General features: G+C 56.4%; 12 protein-coding genes and 2 pseudogenes. 1 reads left to right on the top strand and 13 read right to left on the bottom strand.

What is annotated here, in order from left to right; translation table 11 throughout:
* Nucleotides 1-6: 6 nt before the first annotated feature.
* Entirely contained in the window at nucleotides 7-1,806 is a 1,800-nt protein-coding gene (locus ACQE2I_RS01215; protein ID WP_427029682.1) for a TRAP transporter permease, read from the bottom strand.
* A gap of 80 nt (nucleotides 1,807-1,886) precedes the next feature.
* Complete coding sequence (locus ACQE2I_RS01210; protein ID WP_427029681.1) at nucleotides 1,887-2,864, bottom strand: TAXI family TRAP transporter solute-binding subunit; 978 nt, start codon at nucleotides 2,862-2,864, stop codon at nucleotides 1,887-1,889.
* 473 nt (nucleotides 2,865-3,337) lie between these two features.
* On the opposite strand from ACQE2I_RS01210, the gene nhaD reads away from it, so the two are divergent.
* Nucleotides 3,338-4,816: a sodium:proton antiporter NhaD gene (gene nhaD, locus ACQE2I_RS01205; protein WP_427029680.1), complete on the top strand. Its 1,479-nt coding sequence runs from the start codon at nucleotides 3,338-3,340 to the stop codon at nucleotides 4,814-4,816.
* A 148-nt stretch (nucleotides 4,817-4,964) separates the two neighbouring features.
* On the opposite strand, the pseudogene ACQE2I_RS01200 reads toward nhaD, so the two are convergent.
* From ACQE2I_RS01200 to ACQE2I_RS01150, 11 genes and pseudogenes are all read right to left on the bottom strand, one after another.
* A pseudogene (locus ACQE2I_RS01200) lies at nucleotides 4,965-5,360 on the bottom strand (glutathione S-transferase); the annotation flags it as partial.
* Between the two features lie 303 nt (nucleotides 5,361-5,663).
* Nucleotides 5,664-6,176, bottom strand: coding sequence for a C40 family peptidase (locus tag ACQE2I_RS01195; protein WP_427029679.1), 513 nt, complete (start codon nucleotides 6,174-6,176; stop codon nucleotides 5,664-5,666).
* Between the two features lie 63 nt (nucleotides 6,177-6,239).
* Nucleotides 6,240-6,869 carry a histidine phosphatase family protein gene (locus ACQE2I_RS01190; RefSeq protein ID WP_427029678.1) on the bottom strand — a complete coding sequence of 210 codons (630 nt, stop codon included), beginning with the start codon at nucleotides 6,867-6,869 and terminating at the stop codon, nucleotides 6,240-6,242.
* A gap of 35 nt (nucleotides 6,870-6,904) precedes the next feature.
* Nucleotides 6,905-7,720: a phosphonate ABC transporter, permease protein PhnE gene (phnE, locus tag ACQE2I_RS01185; RefSeq protein ID WP_427029677.1), complete on the bottom strand. Its 816-nt coding sequence runs from the start codon at nucleotides 7,718-7,720 to the stop codon at nucleotides 6,905-6,907.
* A gap of 16 nt (nucleotides 7,721-7,736) precedes the next feature.
* Entirely contained in the window at nucleotides 7,737-8,570 is an 834-nt protein-coding gene (phnE, locus tag ACQE2I_RS01180; RefSeq protein WP_427029676.1) for a phosphonate ABC transporter, permease protein PhnE, read from the bottom strand.
* Nucleotides 8,567-9,415 carry a phosphonate ABC transporter ATP-binding protein gene (phnC, locus tag ACQE2I_RS01175; RefSeq protein ID WP_427029675.1) on the bottom strand — a complete coding sequence of 283 codons (849 nt, stop codon included), beginning with the start codon at nucleotides 9,413-9,415 and terminating at the stop codon, nucleotides 8,567-8,569. Before phnC ends, phnE (ACQE2I_RS01180) begins: the two co-directional genes overlap by 4 nt.
* 78 nt (nucleotides 9,416-9,493) lie before the next feature.
* On the bottom strand, nucleotides 9,494-10,477 hold the full coding sequence (gene phnD / locus ACQE2I_RS01170) for a phosphate/phosphite/phosphonate ABC transporter substrate-binding protein (protein ID WP_427029674.1): 984 nt from the start codon (nucleotides 10,475-10,477) through the stop codon (nucleotides 9,494-9,496).
* Between the two features lie 183 nt (nucleotides 10,478-10,660).
* Nucleotides 10,661-12,585, bottom strand: a pseudogene (locus ACQE2I_RS01165) (alkaline phosphatase family protein).
* 29 nt (nucleotides 12,586-12,614) lie between these two features.
* A complete protein-coding gene (locus ACQE2I_RS01160; protein WP_427029673.1) occupies nucleotides 12,615-13,982 on the bottom strand; it encodes a sensor histidine kinase in 1,368 nt (455 codons plus the stop codon).
* Nucleotides 13,979-14,653 carry a winged helix-turn-helix domain-containing protein gene (locus ACQE2I_RS01155; RefSeq protein ID WP_427029672.1) on the bottom strand — a complete coding sequence of 225 codons (675 nt, stop codon included), beginning with the start codon at nucleotides 14,651-14,653 and terminating at the stop codon, nucleotides 13,979-13,981. Before ACQE2I_RS01155 ends, ACQE2I_RS01160 begins: the two co-directional genes overlap by 4 nt.
* Nucleotides 14,654-14,697: 44 nt before the next feature.
* Complete coding sequence (locus tag ACQE2I_RS01150; RefSeq protein ID WP_427029671.1) at nucleotides 14,698-15,066, bottom strand: PepSY domain-containing protein; 369 nt, start codon at nucleotides 15,064-15,066, stop codon at nucleotides 14,698-14,700.
* Nucleotides 15,067-15,135: the final 69 nt, after the last annotated feature.

The raw sequence follows: 15,135 nt of genomic DNA, 5'->3' as shown, positions 1-15,135 counted from the left end.
CAACAACTAAACCACAAAAATAATGATGATACCTAACACGACCAGCGCCACACGCTGCCAGTGCGCTTTACGCGCAATGATGCCGTAAGAGATAGCACCTAACCCTATCGCTACTTTCAGCGCATCTAGCAGCGCATCCGTGGGGTTAATGGCCAGTTGGATCATCTCCGGGTTGGCCACCATCGCCAAGGGGATTATATACAGCCCTATCCCTAGCGCCATCGCCTTAAATGCCACCTTCAGCCAGTTTTCGCCGACCATACCCGCGGCGATAAACACACCGCCACACACGGGTGGCGTAATGGTCGAGAGCAGTGCGTACCAGAAGACGAAAAGATGCGCCAAGAGTGGCTCCAAACCTAGCGAGGTTAACGCGGGCCCGGCGACAGAAACACAAATTACATAGGCGGCAGTGGTGGGCACCTCCATACCGAGGATCAAACAGGCAAGCGCCGTTAGCAGCAGCGCGGGCCATAGCATGTCGTTGGAGAGCGAAAGAATGCCCGAGGTAATTTTAACGCCCAAACCGGTCAGTGACAGCACACCAACCACCAGCGAGGCACACAGAATAATAGCGCCAATCACGGCAATTTGGCGCCCCGCGGTCACTGCCGCTTCTGCTAAGCGATTAGCAAAGCCGGGCAGCGAAAAACGTAGCCTGATATCGAAAAACAGCAGTGCCGTACCCGCAAAAATCGCAATACTGGCGGCGTACTGAGGAGTAAAACCACCGTTAAATATGCGCTCCAACAGCAGCACAAACGGAATGGCGAAAAACAACGAGGTAATCAGCACCTCTTGGTTGCTGGGGCGTTCGCTCTCAGCAACCGGCTGGAGATCATGCCGGGTTGCGTAAGCATTAATGCCCACCCAGACAGTCAAAAAATACAGTACCGCTGGCAGCATGGCGGCGGCCATAATTTGCGTGTAAGGCGTGCCGGTAAGCTCCACCATCACGAATGCGCCCGCGCCCATCAGCGGCGGCATAATTTGCCCGCCCGAAGAGGCGACCGCTTCCACCGCGCCAGCCAGCGAGCGCGGGTAGCGCAGGCGCACCATGGAAGGAATCGTAATAGCCCCAGTGGAGGCCACATTAGCCGACGCCGAACCTGAAATGGAGCCCATCAACGCTGAGGAGATTACCGCCACCTTGGCGGCCCCGCCGGTGAGCCGACCCGCCACCGCACTGGCTAAGTTCATAAAGCCCTGGCCCGCTTCGCCAGCATTAAGTACCGCGCCAAAAATGACGAAAATCGCCACAACGCTAACGCTAACCCCCGTAAGCGACCCCCACAGCCCGCCTTCAGCAATGGTCAGCGTGCCCACCATGCTGGGTAGCGGTAGTCCCGGGTGGCCAAAAGCACCGGGGATATATTGACCTAAAGCGCCATACATCAACGCCAGTAGAGCCACCAGCGGCAGCGGCCAGCCAATCGCTCGGCGCGCAGCTTCAAGCGCCAAGGCGATTAAGAACAGCCCAATCGCCATCTGTAGATGGGTATCAATAAAGCCGTACTGATTGGCCAGCGCGGCCTCGTTAAACGCAATGTAGCCGCACGCCGCTACACCCAGCACAGTCAGCACCCAGCCGCTGATTCGCTGCACCGGTGTGTTCGCCATATACACCAGCACCCACGGCAACAGCAGCGCCATGTGCAATGGTCGGCTGACGAGCGCGGGTGTTAAACCGTAAAAAATCAAGCCAAGGTGGAACACCACGCTGACCGCGCCTAACGCCATCCAACCAGGCGCGACTGAATCATCATCCGCGGTTGCCGCCGTTTGCGACGAGGTAAAAACACGCATGCCAAGTTGCCTATCAATACTGCATCAATACAGTACTGCCACAGCGTAATCGCCGTAGCAGTGGGGGAGGAAAAAAAGGATTAACGCAGAGCGTCAGGCACCTCGATGCCTGCTTCTTGGTAGTAGCGCAGCGCACCTGGGTGTAGCGCACCGGCCATGTTTTCAAGCATGTCCGGGGTTATACTGCTCCACCACGCAGCCTCTTCCGCCATCGCATCGCGGCGCTCCCAAAACGTTTTGGTTAGCGTGTACGCCGTGTCATCGTCCATATTCGTGGTGGTGTAGGCAATCACCGGCAGCGATGTAGTTTCGACATCTTTATCAACGCCGGGATAAGTACCGCCAGGGATTGTTTGGCGTGGCGCACCAGTTTGTTCGATCTGCTCGTCAGTTAGGCTGACCAAGGATATCGGCATGCTGGCAGCCGTCTCAATCACGTTGGGGGATGGGAAAGAGCTAGCGGTTACAAAGCCATCAATCTGGCTGTTTTTGAGCGCATCGGGGCCGCTACCAATCGCCGCATCAGCAATTTGAACCTGCTCTTCAAGGCCAAACAGCTCCAGATAGCGAGCGGCTTCACGGGCCCCAAAGGTGCCCCGGCCGATCAATAAGTGTTTGCCTTCCAAGGCGGAAATATCGCTCACGCCTTCATCATCCGCCAGCACAAAGTGCATGGTGATCGAGGGGATCGGGAATAAACCGCGAATTTCTTGGAAGCGAGGATTCTGACGCTCAGCAAAAGCGCCCTCTCCGGCCATGGCCTGTTCAACTAATGCCGGCGGCGTGGTAAACACATAGTTACCTTGCCGGGCCATGACTTCCATTACGTTCTGAACGGAGCCTTGGCTCTCTTCAAGGGTGAGGATAATCGCGTCATCCGTACCCTGGCGAATTGCCTCTGAGAGCTCCACGCCCATCTGATAATAAGCGGTACCGGCTGAGGCCGATTTATAAGTCACACGGGTTTCAGCGCTAGCCGAGAGCGCAGTGGTAACCAATGCGAGCGTAGCAACCGACACGCCAAGCGTGCGGCGAAGGGAGCGAAATGGATTGCGCATCGTTATTTTCCTTAACGTGTCCAGCGGCGGTTTGCTAACCGGCCTCGATTTTGTCGTACCCAGTAGTGATTAGACCAAGCCGTGAACTTGGCGGGCATCAACATAGCACGACTATGCCCTAACGAGCACTCCCCTCCATCGCCCTTGGCAAAACCCTCTTGCGTACCCGTCCAGCCACAGCCTAGGCGTTGGTTTGCAATAATCCATTAGCAAGAGCGGGTATAAAGCTGGAGAGTTATTTCATAATACTATTCGGCGTTAGTATAATATTTACCTTCCTACTATCGTCGGCTCTTAACTAATATTGCTAACGTTGCCATTACCTAAAAGATTAATTTCCTAAAAAAAGATGCTATTACCTTAATAAGCACTACTTTCATTCGCTTTTATAAGATAATGCGGCGCAATATAAAATGCTAAAATGATTGCGTTTTTTATCCCCCTGACAACTTAACCATGAGGAAGAACGTCACATGCCTACGTTGTGCCAACCCTCTTGCCAGCCACGATTATATCGTCGCTGGCTTTTTTTGTTAGCGGCCTTACTATTAGGCGTAAGTCCGAGTGCTTTTGCAGTCACTGGTGAATTAGACCTTACCACTTCTACGGTTGGCTTTTTCGCTGTCGCAATTTTCGTCCTGGCGTATGCACTGGTCATGGCGGAAGAAAAGATTCATATGCGCAAGTCGAAACCGGTATTAATAGCCGCCGGTATCATCTGGAGCCTCATCGGCTGGGTGTATGTCCAAAACGGCATGTCGGAGGCGTCTGAATACGCTTTCCGCGTGACGCTTTTGGAGTTCACCGAGCTGATGCTGTTCTTGCTGGTGGCGATGACCTATATCAACGCGATGGAAGAGCGCCGGGTGTTTGATGCCTTACGCTCCTGGATGCTACGCAAGGGTTTCACCTACCGCACGCTGTTTTGGCTGACCGGCGGCCTCGCCTTCGTGCTATCCCCGATTGCCGATAACCTTACCACCGCACTATTGATGTGTGCGGTGGTGACCAAAGTGGCCGAAGGCGACCAGCGGTTTATTAATTTAGCCTGTATCAATATCGTGGTGGCCGCCAACGCCGGGGGCGCCTTTAGTCCCTTCGGCGATATCACGACCTTAATGGTGTGGCAGGCAGGTATGGTTGCCTTCCAGGACTTCTTCATTCTGTTCTTCCCCGCCCTGGTCAACTTCTTAATTCCTGCGGCTATCATGAGCGTGTTTATTAAGGATGAGAAACCTGCCAGCGTTTATGAGGATGTCTGGCTAAAGCGCGGCGCCCGGCGCATTGTGGTGCTGTTTTTATTGACGATCGTTACTGCCGTACTGTGCCACGTGGTACTCCACCTACCGCCCGTACTTGGCATGATGACCGGCCTGGGTTACTTGCAGTTCTTCGGCTATTACCTGCGTCGTAGCCTGCCCCGTTCGCTGGAGCGCAAGCGCGAACGCTACAGCCGCCGTGGGGATGACCGCAAGCTTGCACAACTAGGCAGCGTGGTGCCGTTCGATGTCTTTAACCGCGTGGCGCGCGCCGAGTGGGACACACTGCTGTTTTTCTACGGGGTGGTAATGTGTGTTGGCGGGCTGGGCTTTATGGGCTATTTGGGACTGCTCTCAGAGGCGCTCTATACCGGCTGGAACGCTACCGCAGCGAATATTACCCTCGGTGTCGTTTCCGCCGTCGTCGATAACATTCCCGTGATGTTTGCGGTGCTCACCATGGAGCCCGATATGTCCCACGGCCAATGGCTGCTGATTACCTTAACCGCAGGCGTTGGGGGGAGTTTGCTGTCGATTGGTTCAGCGGCCGGTGTGGCGGTCATGGGCCAAGCGAGAGGGGCCTACACCTTTATGGGGCACTTGCGCTGGTCGCCGGTTATTTTGCTCGGCTATATCGCCAGTATTCTGGTACATATGTGGCTTAATGCTGATAGCTTTGCCCTGTTCGGTTAGGCACAGCGTCTATTAAGCGCATTATTAGCCCCCTTTCCAGCTTGCTGAAAAGGGGGCTTTTGATATCGGTTAATAACTCTCGAACAGATACTCAATCGGCGTCGGGCGGCCAAACAGGTAGCTTTGATAACAGTAACAGCCGCGTCCTTTTAGCCAGCGGCTTTATCAGCCAGGGAGACTGTTTGGGGATTTGTCCAAACACCAGTTGCATTACCAACAGCGGCATCAAGGAGCCTTCGGCGTAGTGCAGCCAATAGCGATAATCTACCCACGCCCGCGTATCTTCCGGCGAAGGCTGCAACCGCCCTTGGCCGTAACGCTGAACAAGGTAGTCAATAATTGCCCCTGACTCCGCCACGGTCAGGTCGCCATCGGTAATCACTGGGGACTTGCCCAACGGATGGATCTTTTTCAACGTCTCTGGCGCCTGCTGTGTTTTACCATCGCGTTGATACACAACCAGCTCATAGTCCAGTTCCAAGGCTTCAAGCAGCCATAGGATGCGATGAGAACGAGACTTTTCCAGATGGTGAACGTGGATCATTAAACACTCTATGGGGCTATATTATACGCCAGCGTTGCACTGGCGACAGTTATCCTTTACTGCTAGCACATTTAGCTTAGTATCATAAAGATCAGTCGTGTAGGAACATTCTACTAAGATTAGCACCATCGTAGCGCTGAACCCCATGGAAACGTCTATCTAGAACTAATAATTGTGCTTGAACGCCAGTTATGACTGATGCGCATGGCGCTAACACGCCACCAAATACTCATTGAAACAGCATGTTGATGCCATGTGAGAGAGTTTTCGCAGCGCCCTTTTATCGGCCAAAGACGGGGAAAGTTAAGGGGCGGGGCTGGCTGCACCCAAAAAGCGTGCTTGCCAGTAATCGATTTCCAGTGGCACGCTGACCACGGCTCGGCCATTACCCGGCGCGTGAATCATCTGACCATTGCCACGATAAATGCCTACGTGGGTAGCTTTGCGACGGTCACCAAAGAAAAGTAAATCACCAGGGCGCGGCTCATCGACTTGTGGCAAGGCGCGAAACTGCTCATCGGCGGTGCGCGGCACGCGGATCCCCGCTGCGCTGTGGGTCATTTCCACCAGCCCTGAACAGTCGAGCCCGTCGGGGGTATTCCCTCCAAATCGATACGGCGTGCCAATGGCCTGCTGAGCGTGGGAGAGAATCAGCGCGCGCTCCATAGAGAGCCCCGCGCGATTAGGGGATGCCTCGATAGGCGTAAGATCGCGGCTTGCGCAGCCCGCTAACACCAGCATTATCAGGCAGGCAAGTAACCACCTCCGCGGGGATATTAACCCGCTGGGTAATGACAACAGACGCGCCAAGGGCATGGGCAGTCTCCGATAAGCCAATATGCCTTCATGATGGCGCAAAGCCTACCTAGCCGCCAATGTTTAACGCCCTATCCACTCGACAAACGTGGTCTCACCCAGCATATGGCGCTCATGACGAACCCGGCTCAGCGCCGCATAGGGTAAATCCATCGCTAGCATCCGCGAAAGCGGTTGCTCAATAACCTGCCGCAGCAGGCCATTGCAAACAAACAGATGTGCCACTACCAGCACATGCTTGCCGGGTGGATTGACTAACAGTTGCTGCCATACTTCAGCGAGCCGGGCATCGAAGGCTTGTATCGTTTCGCCGCCCGGCGGTGCCACCCTGGTGGGATCGTGCCAAAACGCACTCATCCGCGCAGTGCCCTCTTCAGCAAACACCTGGGCGTGGGTTTTTCCTTCCCACTGCCCCAGGTGCAGCTCGGCGAGATCGTCCTCCACCTGAACGGGGAGATCAAACTCTTCACCCAACCACAACGCAAACTCGCGGCAGCGCGCTAATGGCGAGGTGACAATCGCATCATAAGGTAGATGACCTTCAACCGTATGCCGCATCACTGCATCGGTCACCTGCTGCCAGCCGGTTTCACTCAGTGGATGATCAGTGGAGCCGCGCAGCATTCGGCCACCTAGCGGCTCACCGTGGCGCAGCAAATCAATGGTGGTGGTTTCCGCATCCGGAAAACGCATACTCGACTCCTTGTCGACTGGTGCCACTGTCAGCGTTAAATAATCGCGTGACGAACCCGTGCAGAAATCCACTCCGACACCAGCACGGTAGCGAAAATCATCAAGAAAATAACGCTGACCTGATCCCAGGCAAGGCTGTTGATCGAGGCATTCAACTGCAGACCAATACCCCCTGCCCCAACCAAACCCAACACCGTTGATTCGCGAATATTTATATCCCAGCGGTAGACACTAATCCCGGCAAACGCGGGCATGATTTGCGGCAGCACGCCGTAGTTCATTACCTGCATGCGGCTCGCGCCGGTGGCGCTAATCGCCTCTACCGGGGTGGGATGAATCTCTTCAATTGATTCATACAGCAGCTTACCGACAAAACCGATGGAGCGCAGAGCAATGGCGATGATGCCCGCCAGCACGCCGGGGCCCAGAATCGTCACCAGCAGCATCGCCCAGATCAGCGAGTTGATTGATCGTGAAGAGACAATCACCATCAGCGCCGCACTGCGCACCAAGGGATGCGGCGTGGTGTTGCGTGCCGCTAAAAAGGCCACCGGAAACGCCATCACAATACCTAACGCTGTGCCTAAGGTAGCAATATTCAGGGTGTCCCACATGGGCTGCCACAGCACCTTGGCATAGCCCCACTCCGGCGGCGTCATGCGGCTAATCAGGTCCGCCCCCTGACGGCCAGCATCCTCGACAAATACCCACATGGTATTGTCGGAGATTACCTTCCAGCACAGTAAAAATAGACTAATCCCCGCCAGCCAAGCCACGTACTGCAGCCATTGCGCGCGGGTAGTGCGCCGTCGCCAAACCGGTAGACCCTGGGTTGAAAATGAAACAGGCATTGATCGTCTCCAAAAATTACTGGGTCCAGCGGCGGACATGACTCGAGCTGTACTCGCAGAACAGCACAATGGCGATGATGATCAGCAGAATCGCCGCGGAGGTGTCGTACTCATAGCGGCTCAGCGAGGTGTTCAGGGTGGCGCCGATACCACCTGCGCCGACAATGCCAATTACCGATGACTCACGAAAGTTGATATCCAGCCGGTACATGGAGAGCCCGATCAAGCGCGGCATTACCTGGGGCTGAATAGCGTGATTCATGGTCTGCCACCAGCTCGCGCCGGTCGCCCTCACCGCCTCCACCTGGCGCCAATCCAAGTCTTCAATATCTTCCGCTAACAGTTTGGCCATAAAGCCAATCGTCGCGAAAGCCAGGGTAATCATGCCCGCGAAAGGGCCAAAGCCGAACATCACCACAAACAGAATCGCGATGATGATCTCCTGGAAGGTGCGGGAAACAGCAATAATCGCGCGACACACAAAGTAGATGGGTAGCGGGGAAATATTACGCGCCGCCCCTAAACCCACTGGTATCGCCAGCAGCACACCTATTACCGTGGAGGTGAGTGTCATGGTTAAACTTTCCATCAGCCCCGCGACGATATCGTCGTAGCGGCTAACAAAGTCAGGCTGCATAAAAGCGCCCAAAAAATTCACCGCCCGGCCCGCGCCTTCGGATACGCGCGCCCAGTTCACCTCTACCGAGGCAAGCGCCAAAAAAAGATACGCCATCGCACCGATGGCCAGCCCCCAGCGCAAACGTGAGCTTTCAATCAGCGGCAGCCTTCGCCACTGGCCACACCGCGCTGCCTGCTGCCGCCGTTCGGCCAATGTATCCGCTGCGTTCATCGGGCGTCCCCCGTTGCTAAGGCGGGCATTACCTCATGCGGCGTCGAACGCACTACTGCGGGTTGCTCCGCTTCGTCTTCTTCCATTGGTTCGGGCGTGGTATCCCAATCCTCTTCACCATAAATCGTGGTAAGTATCTCGCTGGTCAGTTCGCTCGGCTGACCGTCAAAGACGATTTCACCCGCCCGCAGGCCAACGATGCGATCCGCAAACTGCTTCGCCAACGCTACATCGTGAATATTGATGATCGCCGCCAGGTCTCGCTCTGCGCATAGCTCACGAATCAAGCGCATAATCTGACGCGAGGTTTTTGGATCCAGACTGGCTGTCGGTTCATCCACTAGCAGTAACTTGGGGCTTTGCAACAGCGCGCGAGCAATTCCCACCCGCTGCCGCTGCCCGCCTGAGAGCGCATCGGCACGCTTATCAAGCGCATGGGGAAGGCCCACTCTTTCCAGCAACCGGAAGGCTTCAACCACTGCCTCCTGTGGGTAGCGACGCAAAAAGCTGCGCCAAAAGCCTACATAGCCAAGCTGCCCTGAAAGCACGTTTTCCATCACGGTAAGCCGATCGACCAGCGCGTACTCCTGAAAGATCATGCCCATTGAGCGGCGCGCGTGGCGTAGCTTATGGCCTGAGAGCTTGGTCAGCTCGCTATCATCAAGGCGAATACTGCCCTGGGTTGGTTCAACCAACCGGTTCACACAGCGAATGAGGGTGCTTTTACCCGCGCCGGACGGCCCAATCAGCGCCATCACTTGGCCCTTGGGAAGCGTTAGTTCAATATCCGTTAGCGCCCGGTCCCCGGTGGGATAGCGCTTGCCTACGCCACTTAGTGTTAACATTTTGCCCGCCTCGTATGTATAGCAAAACGGCCAGAAGGGGCAGCCCTCCTGGCCGAGCAGTAGCGTCTACCTAAACGATCAGTCGCAGTCGTACGTCACACCGTTGGCATCGGCGATGGTACGAATAACCGACCAGTTTTCTTGATAGGTAATCGGGATAAACTGCGCTTCACCGGAGTTGGCAAACTCCTCCTCTAACGCGCTGCCTTCCCAGTCATAGCTGAAGAACGCATCCTGGATTTGCTCTGCTAACTCAGGATTCAGGTTATTGGCCAGACCATAAGCGGTCGTTGGGAAGGTTTCTGAGGTGTAAATGATGTCGTAATCACCTTCGCTCACTACACCACGGGAAATCATCCGCCTGCCCACAGAGTTGGCGATCGCCGCCGCGTCGTAGTCTTCGTTGACCACGCCTAAAATGGAGTTGTCGTGGGAGCCCGAGAAAGCGGTTTCAAAATCTTCATCCGCTTCCATGCCGTACTCGGAGCGCAGCAGCGCTGAGGGCGCACGGAAGCCGGAGTTAGAGGTCTCTGAAGTAAACGCAAGCTGGCGACCCTGCAGGTCTTCAACGGACTCAATGCCGCTGCCGGGGTAAGTGATGATCTCCATTTCGTAGCCAAAGCTGCCATCGTCTGCCGCCATCATGGCAAACGGACGGAAACCGCCGCAGTTAACCGCGACCGGTACGCCACCGGTATTGAAACCGGCGACATGCAAACGACCAGCGCGCAGCGCTTCTTGCTGAGCAGCGTTGGACTGAACCGGGAAGAACTGCACCTGCTTGCCAGTCGCCTCGCTCAAATGCTCCAGGAAGTCAGACCAAACATCGGCGTAAACCGCAGGATCTTCGACTGGCGTGTAGGCAAACACCAGCGTATCCGGGTCGGCCCACTGAGACTCATCGCTGGGCGCATCGGCGATCATATCGCCATCGTTATCCACATAGCGCGATGAGAGATCCGCTGAGGCATTCACCGCGACCAAGGCAAAAGCACTGGCAACAGCGGCGCTGATCAAGGTACGAGGCAAAGCACGTGACATAGAAAGAGAGAAAGATTGCATGGGTCACCTAGCGCGTTGTTAGAAGATAGCGACATCCTGACAACGACAGATGACAAAGGCGGGGCAGTCTTGTGACCACTGGGTGACGATTTAGCGAACGAAAAATGACACTCGTGCCTACCTGACCATCCGTTGGAGAGTCAGGCAGTTGCAGTTAGAGCTAACAAGCATTTTCGAAGGCAATCAGGTGAGAGGCTTCTCAGGCGCTGGAAACACCACCTCGCTGCCGTCGACATCCAGCTGGCGAATATCGATTGGGTGGCCTTTCTCATCTAGGGTGACTAAACCAATACCGCTGGCGTTCCACAGTCGTTCACCGGCGCTGGCGCGATCAGGATCGCGCGGGTGAACGCTCAATTTGCGGCGTTTGGTAAACCAGTTGAGCGGCGACCACGGTGCGTAAAGCCAGCGATTCAGCCGGTCAAAGGTATTCAGCAGATTTTTGGGAAAGGTATTCTTGATGCCACTAGAGTTGATCTGCCATAGGTTTGGCGCTCTCTTTTGACGGCGAACCACAATGTCGTAGACAAACGAATAGTGGACATCCCCCGACAAAATCACATAGTTGCCGGGTGTTTTGGAGTGCCGCCAAATCTGCAGCAGCGTATTCGCCGCACCGCGGTGGGCCATCCAGTTTTCGGCATCTACCACCAGCGGCTTACCCACAACGGTGAACAGCTTTTGAATGCTCTCAATCAGCTTGACGCCAAACATGGGCGCGGGAGAAATAATCACCACGCTTTTGGCGCCCAGCAGCGCCTGTTGCATCTCCATCAGCGCTTCCCAGTCCATCAACCCAGAGGGCCTGCTAGGGCTGCGTTCGCTGCGCCAGCGGCGGGTTCGGGTATCCAGCACGATTAAGGTAGGCGTACCCGGTACCTGGAACTCCCAACCCTGAAAACGCAGCAGCCGCTCAATCAATCCATCCTGCTCGGCACACACCAGCGGCGGGCTGCCATCCTGCAGCAGGGTTGAGGCGTGATGAATTAACGGGTTCAGCTTATCGGGGTCGTTACCCCAGGCTTGGCATAGCAGGTACGCCACCAGGGCGTTGCCGATAATACGCTTAGAGAACGGGTGGCCGTAGGCGGTGCGCTCCCAGTCAGCGGTCAGATTCCAGTCGTCGGTAACGTCGTGACGCAGATAATCTATAGCGGCACTGGCATGGATACGGCCATCAACCTCGCGCACTGGGGCAAGCCGGCGACAAAGGCGTCAATTATCACCTGCTCCTGGCGATAAAGCTCGGCGTCTTTCTCATCTAAACCGGGCGGTGTTGGCGCGATCACCTGCCACGGCACCGGCGACCACACCAGGCAGTACATGGCGAGCATTTCGGCCAGCGTCATTAAGTGGTTCTGCGCGTTCGCCGAGGTAAACACCGGCTTTTTAACGCCGCCAAAAAAGCGCTCGCGAAGGGCCGCGTTGCTGGTTACATCCGGCAGCAGTTCCGCACGCCGGTAGTAGCTGTCGGGCGATTGATAAAGCGCCTGACTATCGTCGACCGTGGCGCCTTCCAACCACTCATCCACCAAGCCTAGCCGTTCAATCAGCGCGTGCACCGCGCGTAGCATCGGCCCGGCCACGTCATCAGCGTAAACTTGATCGCCGGTCATCAGCAGCCAAGCAGGCCATTCTGTGGGCGCGGCCTGCTGTTCGGCGAGCCAGCTATCGGCGCGCACAAGACCATCGGCACTGTCGTGATGGGGCTTACGGCAGGAGCCGTGCATCAGGCGGTGATGGCGTGAGGCAATCACAAAGGCTGGGTAAGTGGCGCCGGCATAGCACAGCCACGGCGCCCACTCGGGCAGCGAGCGCCAGTCGCCCTGCGGTGTTTCGACCTGCAGATCGTACTCAATGCGCTCATCGCAGGGCAGCGGTGACTCAAGCCCAATATCTATTAAATGAATAAACGCGTGCTGGCCGATGGCAATGCACTGCTGATGATGCGTTAAGCCAATCGTCTCGGTGTCACTCTGCCCGGGCCGCAGCACCAGCGCCATATTCAATGGCCGAGAAGCGATGATCCAAAGCACCAGTCGGGTAGTGCTGATGCGCCTTAATAGGGGGCCAACTAAAATATCGGGCAACGTATTAATATGCTTCATCCCATCATTCATCGATTAACCAAGAGCTACTAAGCAAGTGCTAGCACGGGCAGTGTCACCATCGCCTCCAGCCCCCCGGCCTTCGCGCGGCTGAGCTGCATATGCCCGCTATACAGGGCGGCAAGGTCGGTCACAATTGCCAACCCCAGGCCGCTGCCCGAGCGTTGCTCGTCCAGCCGTTTACCTCGCTGCACCGCCTGCTGACACTCCACTTCGGACATGCCGGGGCCGTCGTCGCTAACGGTTAAGGTTAACTGCTGCTCGTCGATCGCTACCTGTAGCTGCACATCGCTGTGTGCCCAGCGCAGAGCGTTATCCATTAAGTTGCCCACCAGCTCTTGGATATCCTGCTCATCCATATGCACCTTAACGCCACGCGGCCAGGTTTGGCGCAGCGTAATGCCGCGCCGCTGGGCAAGCCTGGCTAGCCCATTGAGCAGCGGCGCGAGAGTGGCGTGCACATCAATCGGCGCAAAGCGTACGCCCTCGCCCGCAGCCGATGCTCGCGCCAGGTGGTGGCGTACCGCGCTGTCCACGCGCGCTAACTCAACCTCCCAGGCGGCACGGTTGGCTTCCGGTAGTTGACGTAGCTGTAGGCGCATAACGCTTAGCGGGGTTTTCAGCGCATGGGCAAGGTTGCCAGCGGTATGGCGGCCACGTTCAATTAAGCGCTGGTCGCGGGCCAGCACCGCGTTCATCGAGGCTGCTAGCGTCGCTAGCTCGTCAGGCAAGCGGGTATCCAGCTGCTCGGCGCGCCCCTGCTCCACATCGTGCAGATTGGCATGCATACGCCGAAGCGGCGCTAGCCCCCAGCGTACTTGCAGCGCCAATACGCCGAGCAACAGCACGCCCAGGCCAACTAAACCGCCCCATAGCAGGCGTTGAAATTCGCCAATATCGCGGGCTAACATATCGTCCCGAGCGGCCACGCTAATATGCAGCGGCGCTTCTAACGGCGCCAGATAGATATCGCGCTCTACCACACGCAGCGACTGGCCCCGGGGGCCAGGTATCGAGCGGGCACTAAGGGTATCATTGTCGATAACCGGCAGGCGCTGATCCCACAGTGAGCGCGAGGCTAAGGTATTTTGCGCGCCATCGGTAATTTGCCAGTACCAGCCGGAGTAGACATTATCGAAACGCGGGTCGCCAAGCGCCCGGTCATGGACAAGCTGTTGCTCAATAGTGTCGTACGTCACCCCCGCCATAATGACATTCAGCGTGGCTGCCAAGCGCTCGTCAAAAGCCTGGGTAGCCGAGGTATGATAATGGTGAGAAAGCAGCGCGCCAGCGATAGGCAGTGCTAGCCCTACCATCACCAATACGGCCAGCAGTAGCCGCACGCCGATAGAGCGCCTTGCCCAGCGACCTTTCCATACGGTGGTGGCTTGACTCATTCGCTGGCAGGCTCTTCTTCTAGCAGCCGATAGCCCTGGCCGCGCAGGGTCGCGATCCGCCAACTGCCCAACTTACGGCGCAGACGGCTAACCTGAACATCAATCACGTTGGAGTCTGGCTCGTGGTCGCGGTCGTAAACGTGCTCTGAAAGCTCGGTACGGCTAACGACCCGCGGTGCAGCGTGCATTAAATAACCTAACAGGCGAGTTTCTTGAGCCGTTAAGCCCACCGGTCTTCCGGCGAGCGAAACATGCTGGGTGTGAGTATCCAAACTCAGTTCGCCCACTTTCAGCACTGGGTGAGCGTGACCATGGCTGCGGCGCACCAGGGCGCGCAGGCGAAACAGCACTTCCGCTGACTCGAACGGCTTGGTGACGTAGTCATCCGCACCGGCAGTAAACCCTGCGGCCTTATCGGCCCAGCGCTCTCGGGCGGTAAGGATCAGCACCGGCAGGTCAATACCATCTTCCCGCCACGCCGCCAACCAGCGGGTGCCATCGCCATCGGGCAACCCAACATCTAAGATCAGCGTGTCGTAGGTTTCGGTGCGCACCAGAAAATCGGCTTCCTGGCCAGTCGCCGCATGCTCGACTAGCCAATCTCCGTCGCGCAGCGCCTTACTTAGCTCACGAGCCAGCGCTTGGTCATCTTCTACCAACAAACACTTCATTGGCGAACTACCCTTCTTTTTATTTGGCAAATAATAGCAACAGGCTAGCGACGCATATCGTTAATACGCACACCCTCTATCGACATCAGTTGACCGTTATGGCCATCAAATTCGAACTCCACGACTTGGCTTTGAGGGCCGAGCAGCTTAATTTCATACTCGACATATCCCCCTTCGCGTTCCACCTCAACCTCCAGCACCTCGCCTATATAGTGGTCTTCCAGCCAGTCTAAAATAGTTTCAAGTGGGACGACTTCGCCGCGGCGTACCTCGTCGTGCAGCGGTTCCCAAGGCTGGTCACCCACAGCGCTGCCCACCAGTAGTAGCACGAGGGCTAAACCAGTGACGTTGCGGCGAGCGCTTCGCTTGAAGCTGCGCAGCGGTTTAATAAGGTGGCGAAGGGTGTTATTCATAGTGCCAGGATGCCAAAGGCAACATGAACGCTAGATGAACAGTTTTGTCAGCTTAAGGAAAGTATCGTG

It is taken from the genome of Halomonas sp. H2 (genome assembly GCF_050215315.1).
Classification (GTDB): domain Bacteria; phylum Pseudomonadota; class Gammaproteobacteria; order Pseudomonadales; family Halomonadaceae; genus Vreelandella.
Note: the sequence above shows the minus strand (reverse complement) of the source record. Positions and strands in the feature narration are given on the sequence as shown.

Bases quoted from the DNA above. Each gene is read 5' to 3' on its own strand.
- ACQE2I_RS01215 (WP_427029682.1), bottom strand. From the start codon at position 1,806: ATGCGTGTTTTTACCTCGTCGCAAACGGCGGCAACCGCGGATGATGAT.
- nhaD (WP_427029680.1), top strand. From the start codon at position 3,338: ATGCCTACGTTGTGCCAACCCTCTTGCCAGCCACGATTATATCGTCGC.
- ACQE2I_RS01210 (WP_427029681.1), bottom strand. From the start codon at position 2,864: ATGCGCAATCCATTTCGCTCCCTTCGCCGCACGCTTGGCGTGTCGGTT.
- phnE (WP_427029677.1), bottom strand. From the start codon at position 7,720: ATGCCTGTTTCATTTTCAACCCAGGGTCTACCGGTTTGGCGACGGCGC.
- ACQE2I_RS01150 (WP_427029671.1), bottom strand. From the start codon at position 15,066: ATGAATAACACCCTTCGCCACCTTATTAAACCGCTGCGCAGCTTCAAG.
- phnC (WP_427029675.1), bottom strand. From the start codon at position 9,415: ATGTTAACACTAAGTGGCGTAGGCAAGCGCTATCCCACCGGGGACCGG.
- ACQE2I_RS01160 (WP_427029673.1), bottom strand. From the start codon at position 13,982: ATGAGTCAAGCCACCACCGTATGGAAAGGTCGCTGGGCAAGGCGCTCT.
- phnE (WP_427029676.1), bottom strand. From the start codon at position 8,570: ATGAACGCAGCGGATACATTGGCCGAACGGCGGCAGCAGGCAGCGCGG.
- ACQE2I_RS01155 (WP_427029672.1), bottom strand. From the start codon at position 14,653: ATGAAGTGTTTGTTGGTAGAAGATGACCAAGCGCTGGCTCGTGAGCTA.
- ACQE2I_RS01190 (WP_427029678.1), bottom strand. From the start codon at position 6,869: ATGCGTTTTCCGGATGCGGAAACCACCACCATTGATTTGCTGCGCCAC.
- ACQE2I_RS01195 (WP_427029679.1), bottom strand. From the start codon at position 6,176: ATGCCCTTGGCGCGTCTGTTGTCATTACCCAGCGGGTTAATATCCCCG.
- phnD (WP_427029674.1), bottom strand. From the start codon at position 10,477: ATGCAATCTTTCTCTCTTTCTATGTCACGTGCTTTGCCTCGTACCTTG.